This is a genomic window from Longimicrobiales bacterium (assembly GCA_035764935.1).
Taxonomy (GTDB): domain Bacteria; phylum Gemmatimonadota; class Gemmatimonadetes; order Longimicrobiales; family RSA9; genus DASTYK01.
On record DASTYK010000174.1, the window covers coordinates 1 to 3,997 of the forward strand.

The 3,997-nt window shown below is 68.8% G+C and carries 3 protein-coding genes; all 3 read right to left on the minus strand.

Annotated elements, in window-relative coordinates:
* The coding region (locus tag VFU06_15480) for a hypothetical protein (GenBank protein ID HEU5210796.1) at positions 1 to 1,184 on the minus strand (1,184 nt) is incomplete at its 3' end.
* Positions 1,185 to 1,262: 78 nt separating this feature from the next.
* Positions 1,263 to 2,552: a M23 family metallopeptidase gene (locus tag VFU06_15485; GenBank protein ID HEU5210797.1), complete on the minus strand. Its 1,290-nt coding sequence runs from the start codon at positions 2,550 to 2,552 to the stop codon at positions 1,263 to 1,265.
* Positions 2,553 to 2,593: 41 nt separating this feature from the next.
* The gene (gene ftsZ / locus VFU06_15490; protein ID HEU5210798.1) at positions 2,594 to 3,823 is read right to left on the minus strand and encodes a cell division protein FtsZ; all 1,230 of its coding nucleotides are present in this window, start codon (positions 3,821 to 3,823) and stop codon (positions 2,594 to 2,596) included.
* Positions 3,824 to 3,997: the final 174 nt, after the last annotated feature.

The window sequence follows — 3,997 nt, forward strand, 5'->3', positions numbered from 1 at the left end:
TCGCTCACGGCGTTCCCGAGCTGCGCGGGGATGCCAGGCACTCCGCCGGTCGCGGGAAACCCGAGAAGCCGTCCTGCGCGGCCCGCGGCCGTGCGCAGCCACTCGGGCGCGCCACCACCCGCGCCGTGCAGCACCAGCATCTCGGCGTTGTCAACGGCGCGCCGTACCTCAACTTCCGTCGCGCGCTGCCCCGCATCCGTGCCCTGGCCCAGGCGGATCCACGCGCCGTCTGCGGCCCGCAGAAAGCCGTGGACGGGAAGGCCCAGCGATGTTTCCAGTACGGGCAGCAGAAAGCGCGGTTCCTGGTCGGGTCGCAACGAGACCAGCGCCACGCCGGCGGGCTCCCCGCCGATGCGCACGTAAACGCTGCGTGCCGCGTCCGCGGGCGAATCGAGCGCGACGTCGATGCGCACCAGGCCGCCCTCTCCGGGCGCCCGGGGGGTGAGCTCCAGCTCCACCGTCTGGACCTGGCCGGTCTCGCCCGCGTCGACGGAAACGCTGACCGGCTCCGCACCGGGAGCGCGCGCGGTCACGGTGCCCGGCTGTGCCCCGGCACCGACGGACAGACGCAGCGGCACGGGCTCGCCGGCCTCGACCCACGATGGCGCGTCCAGCTCGGTCAGGCTGCGCGATGCGGCGCGCGCGTCGCCGACCTGTTCGATCTCCAGCGCGACCCCGTAGCGGGCAGCCCAGCGGGCGACGTCGGGGCCGTCCTCGATCCCGCCGTCGCTCACGACCAGCAGCCTGCGCGCACCTGCCTCCGCCGCAGCCCGCAGCGCGGGCAGCAGGCGGCTGTGTGCGGCGTCCGGCTGAATCGCGTCCAGCTCGCCCGCTGCCACGCTGCGTACGCCGTCGCCGAACACGAGCACGCCGGCGTCACCAGCGGCACGCCGCGCGGTCGTGACCGCAGTGCTCCAGCGCGCCGTCGAATCGGTGGCGCTCACCGGCAGTCGCATGCTGAGGGATGCGTCCAGTGCGACGGCCGTGCGCGGCGCACGGCCGCCCGTCGCGGGGAGTGCGGGATCGAAGATGACGAGCAGCAGGATCGCGAGCGCGAGCGTGCGCAGCGTGATCAGCAGCGCGCGGTGGCGCACGGCGGGCTCACGCGTGCGGTAGAGAAACGAGACGAAGCCGCCCGCCGCAGCGGCCGCGATCACGAAGACGATCCAGGCGGTGATGCTCAAGGGCCTCGCCGGAAAAAGAAACGAGCCCGCAGGCGGCTGCCGGCGGGCTCGATGCTGACGCAGTGACGCGCGTCGCGCCTAGCGGGCGGTGGTCGATCCCACGCTCGACAGGGCGTACATCGGCCGGGCACGCTCGAGCAGCGCCGTGCGTTCCTGCACGAGCGAAAGATACGCATCCAGGTGCTGCTCCGGCACCGGTGCGCCGTCGGGCAGCTCCGCACGCCGCGCATCGATCGCGCGGCCACGCTCCCGCAACTCGTAGTGCAGGTGCGGCCCGGTCGCAAGGCCGGTCGCGCCAACGTAACCGATCACCTGCCCCTTGAGCACCTTCGTGCCGCGACCTTGCCCCTTGGCGAAGCGGCTCAGGTGCGCGTAGCGCGTGGTGTAGCCGTTCGCGTGGCGCAGCTCGACCATGTTGCCGTAGCCGCCGTTGCGCCCCTGCGAGATCACGACGCCGTCAGCGGTCGCGAGCACGGGCTCGCCATGCGGCGCGCCGTAGTCCGTGCCGAGGTGCGCGCGGTACTGGCCGAGCACCGGATGGTAGCGGCGCGGATTGAAATTGGAGGTGATCCGGACGTAGCGGATCGGATAGCGGCTGAACCCGCTCTCGACCGACTTGCCCTTGAGGTCGAAGTAGCCGTGCGTCGACTCGTCGTCGGTGAAGAACACGGCCGGGAAGGACAGCCCGCGGTTCTCGACCTCAGCGATCAGGATGCGACGCCGGCGCGCAGTGCCATCGGGACGTCGCTCCCGCTCGTAGACCAGCCGGTACGAGTCGCCCGCCTGGATCTCGCGCGTGAAGTCGAGCTTGGTCTGGTAGATCTCCGCGAGCGCGGAAACGAGCTGGATGCGCTCGCTGGGCGGCAGGTTGGACGTCTCGTCACGGACGATCGCCTCGTAGAGCGTGCGGCCCTGCTCGATCACGCCCGCAGCATAGACCGTGTCCAGCTCGACCGGTGTCAGCCGGACCGAGCTCTGCCAGCCCAGGTCGCTGCGCGCCAGGCGGATCGTCGAGTCCGCGTTGATGCGGATGTCGATCGCGCGCGGCTCGTCCGTCTCGATCCAGCGGCGGATCGTGATCTCCGTCCCCACCGAAAGGCGACGCGGGCTCTGATACTCCCGCAGCGCCATCAGCATGTCGGCGAACTCACGGCCCGCGATCGACGCCTGCTCGAAGAGCTGGCTCAGCGTCTCGCCCCTGCCCAGCACGTGCGTCTCGACCCGCTCCACCGGAACTGCGTAGAGCGGCCCGACCACGCGCGCCCGCTCGCGCGGGATGCCAGGGTCTGCCGGGTTGAACATCGACACGGCACCCAGGCTGACCCCGGCGATCAGAAGCAGCATCACTGTTTTGTAGAGGTTCGGCATCGAACCGGCGATCCTTTACGCGAGCGGTGATTGTTGCGCTGTCAGTCCATCTGCCGACGGATGAACGTCGGAATATCCAGGTCCGCCACCTGATGTCGCGCGATCGGACTCTGCGGCGGCCGCGGGAACGGCATCGCTTCCGCCATCATCGTCCGGCCCCCACCCACACCCGCACTCGCCACCGCCGGCTGCACATGACGCGCATATGCCGGCTCGACGGGAATCGCCTGCTGGCGCGGCGTCGCAGGCATCACCGTACGTGTGTTGCCGAAGTTCGGACGGACGAGATTGTCGCGCACGGGCGGCTCTTCCACCTTTTCCAGGCCGGTGGCAATGGCCGTAACGCGGACCGCGCCCTCCATCGAGGGATCGTGGACCGCGCCAAAGATGATCTCGGCATCGTCGCCCGCGGCTTCCTGGATAATGGAGGCGATGGTCGTGACCTCGTCAATGGTGAGGTCCATCCCGCCCGTGATGTTGATCAGTACGCCTGCGGCGCCCTCGATCGTCACGTTGTCGAGCAGCGGGCTCGAGATCGCTTCCTGCGCCGCCTCCATTGCACGATTCTCGCCCGTCCCGAAGCCGGTCCCCATCAGGGCCGGTCCGCGACTCATCATGACCGTCCTAACGTCTGCGAAATCAACGTTTACCTCGCCCGTCACATGGATGAGATCGCTGATCCCCTGCGTGGCATGCAGCAGCACTTCGTCAGCCTTTTTTAGTGCATCCCGGAAAGAAGTTCCCTTCCCGACCACACTGAGCAGCCGTTCGTTGGGCACGACAATGACCGTATCGGCACAGCGCTTCAGCTCGGCCAGTCCCATCTCCGCCTGCCGCATGCGCTTCTTGCCCTCGAACAGGAACGGCTGCGTCACGATACCGATCGTGAGCGCACCCATCTCACGCGCGATCTCGGCAATCACCGGCGCTGCGCCGGTGCCGGTGCCGCCCCCCATGCCCGCCGTGACGAACACCAGGTCCGCTCCCTCCAGCGCATGCGCCACTTCCTCCCGGCTCTCCTCGATCGCCTGGCGACCGATCTCGGGCCGCGCGCCTGCACCCAGCCCGCGCGTCAGCTTCTTGCCGATCTGAATCTTGAGCTGCGCACTCGACAGCTTCAGTGCCTGCGCGTCCGTGTTCACGCTCAGGAAGTCGACACCGTCGAGATCCTCCGCGATCATCCGGTTCACCGCATTGCCACCGCCGCCACCGACGCCGACCACCTTCATCCGTGCGTTCTGTACGGCCGTATCCTCGAACTGAAAAACCATGTTGCCAACCTCCTGATACGGCCGGCGTCGTGCCGACCTTGGGTGAGTGAGACCCCTGTGTTTTTGTTCGTCGCTTCGTACGTCTGGCTGCTCAGGGCGAGGACGAGCGCTAGCGCTAGCGGTGAGAGTGGCTCCCTCGTGTGCTCGCCCTGCCGTTCTTGCTTCCCGGCCCTG